Raw genomic sequence first — 2,074 nt, forward strand, 5'->3', positions numbered from 1 at the left:
GTTCATTCGCTCGCTGCGCATCCGCCGCTTGCTTTTGCTGAGCCCACAGTGCGCCCATTACAAGAACCACCCCGGCCGGTCCTGGCAATGGAGCAACTACCTGCAATCCTTCGGGGTCAACGTAAGAGATTGGATTGCCCCCAACGTAGCCGTAGGTGTTTATACCGCCATCGAGGCCGATCGGATCGGACTGTATATAACGACCGGTCTGCGGATCATAATCCCGGTAGTAGTTGTATAGCTATTCGCTCCGAACCCAGCCTTGATGCGGTTACCGCTGGCATCGTAGGCGTAGGTCTGGTTGGAGCCGTTGCCGCTGTAGCTGGTCAGGCGATCCAGATCGTCATAGCCGAAGGTCTGGTTCAGGCTGGCAGGGCTGGGCACCGTTCCTGTGCCGGCATGGGTGTATTCCTTGATGCGGCTGGCGGCATCGTAATTGACCGTGCGTACCACGCCGTTGGCCGAAGGGCTTCCCATGCTGTAGCTGCTGATCCGGCCATCAAGGTCGTAGGTACGCACGTGCGCGTACTGATTTGCTGGAACGCTATTGCCCCATGTCCAGCCGGTGGTGCCGCCAAACGGTGCGTAGGTGATATTGTTCAGCAAAACAATGCTATCGGTGCTCGTGCCAGTACCGCCGGCTTTCACCGGGTTCAGTGTGATACTGCTGACCTGGCCCGCGCCGTTGTAGCCATAGTTAACAGGGTGTTGATTTAATCGCCGTGCCCGTCAACCGACCCGAGCCGGTAAACGTTGTTCGATCAATCCCACTTTCGACCGCCATCATGCGCAAGACCGACGTCACCCAGCACTCGCTGTACAGTTACCGCACGCTGGAGGAACGCATCCCCGATGCGCATCCACTGCGCAAGCTGCGCGTGCTGGTCGACGGCATCTTAGTCAACATGGACGAAGATTTCCAGGCACTGTATTCGCGCCGCGGCCGCCCTTCCATCGCTCCCGAGCGCTTGTTGCGTGCCAGCCTGATCCAGACGCTGTTCTCAATCCGCTCAGAACGGCAACTGGTACAGCACGTTGAATACAATCTGCTGTACCGCTGGTTCGTCGGCATGAACCTCGACGAGCCCGTGTGGAACCACTCGACCTTCAGTGCCAACCGTGATCGCTTGTTCAGCGAGGCGATAACGCAGCGCTTCTTTGCCCAGGTGCTGCGTATCGCCGAATGGCAAAGCCTGATTTCGGACGAGCATTTCACTGTCGATGGCACCATGATCGAGGCGTGGGCCTCAGTCAAGAGCTTCACCAAGAAGGATGGCAGCGGGGCTCCGCCGAGCGACGAGGGACGCAACGCCACGGTCGACTTCAAGGGAGAGAAACGCTCCAATGAGACACATCAATCGACGACCGATCCAGACGCGCGGCTGTACAAGAAAGGCGACGGCGACAAGTCCAGGCTGTGCTATCTGGGCCACGCGCTGATGGAGAACCGTAACGGCCTGGTCGTCGATGCCACCACCACACTGGCGAGCGGCACCGCAGAACGTGACGCGGCACTCATCATGGCCGCGCGCAGCATCAAGAAGGCCGGCGCGACACTGGGCGCCGACAAGGGCTACGACGCCGCCGAATTCGTCAAGCAGTTGCGCGACCAAGGCGTGACGTCGCACGTGGCACAGAAAAAACACAGCGCCATTGATGGCCGCACCACGCGCCACGCTGGCTACACGGTCAGTATCAAGAAACGCAAGCTGGTCGAGGAGATCTTCGGCTGGAGCAAAACCATCGGCGGGCTGCGCAAGGCGCGCTTCGTCGGCCTGGCCAAGGTGCGCGCGCAGACCACGTTCACCTTCGCCGCTTACAACCTGACCCGCATGGCGAGCATCTTTGGCTGGCGTTTGTCGGCGGTGGTGGGATAGGTCCGTCCAGAGTGGGCGGAAAGCCATGAAAAGCCCAAAAAACGGTCTAAAAACCAGCTAGAAACCAGTTTTTAGGCAGAATGCGGGCTCCCGTCCGAATATTTCGCGTTTTGAGCGACGGAATCCGAAGGATTGCAGTCCTTTTTCAACGCCCTGTTAAGGCGCCAGGCGGTCCTGTAACAGACACCGACGAGACG

Annotated in this window: 3 protein-coding genes; 1 reads left to right on the forward strand and 2 read right to left on the reverse strand. The window is 59.3% G+C overall.

Translation table 11 applies throughout. The features are described from left to right. Both PO883_RS34210 and PO883_RS34215 read right to left on the reverse strand, forming a co-directional pair. Positions 1 to 196: RHS repeat-associated core domain-containing protein (locus PO883_RS34210; RefSeq protein ID WP_373890137.1), on the reverse strand; the 196-nt coding region annotated here is incomplete at its 3' end. After that, the gene (locus tag PO883_RS34215) at positions 160 to 606 is read right to left on the reverse strand and encodes a hypothetical protein (protein ID WP_289313764.1); all 447 of its coding nucleotides are present in this window, start codon (positions 604 to 606) and stop codon (positions 160 to 162) included. The genes PO883_RS34215 and PO883_RS34210, both read right to left, overlap by 37 nt. Positions 607 to 785: 179 nt before the next feature. Between PO883_RS34215 and PO883_RS34220 the strand changes: the two genes are divergently transcribed. Then, positions 786 to 1,877: an IS5 family transposase gene (locus PO883_RS34220; RefSeq protein WP_289313765.1), complete on the forward strand. Its 1,092-nt coding sequence runs from the start codon at positions 786 to 788 to the stop codon at positions 1,875 to 1,877. Positions 1,878 to 2,074: the final 197 nt, after the last annotated feature.

This window comes from Massilia sp. DJPM01 (genome assembly GCF_030348125.1).
GTDB classification, from domain to species: domain Bacteria; phylum Pseudomonadota; class Gammaproteobacteria; order Burkholderiales; family Burkholderiaceae_D; genus Telluria_A; species Telluria_A frigida.

What these genes read in the sequence shown, in the direction of transcription:
- PO883_RS34220 (WP_289313765.1), top strand. Translation starts at nt 786, where the DNA reads ATGCGCAAGACCGACGTCACCCAGCACTCGCTGTACAGTTACCGCACG.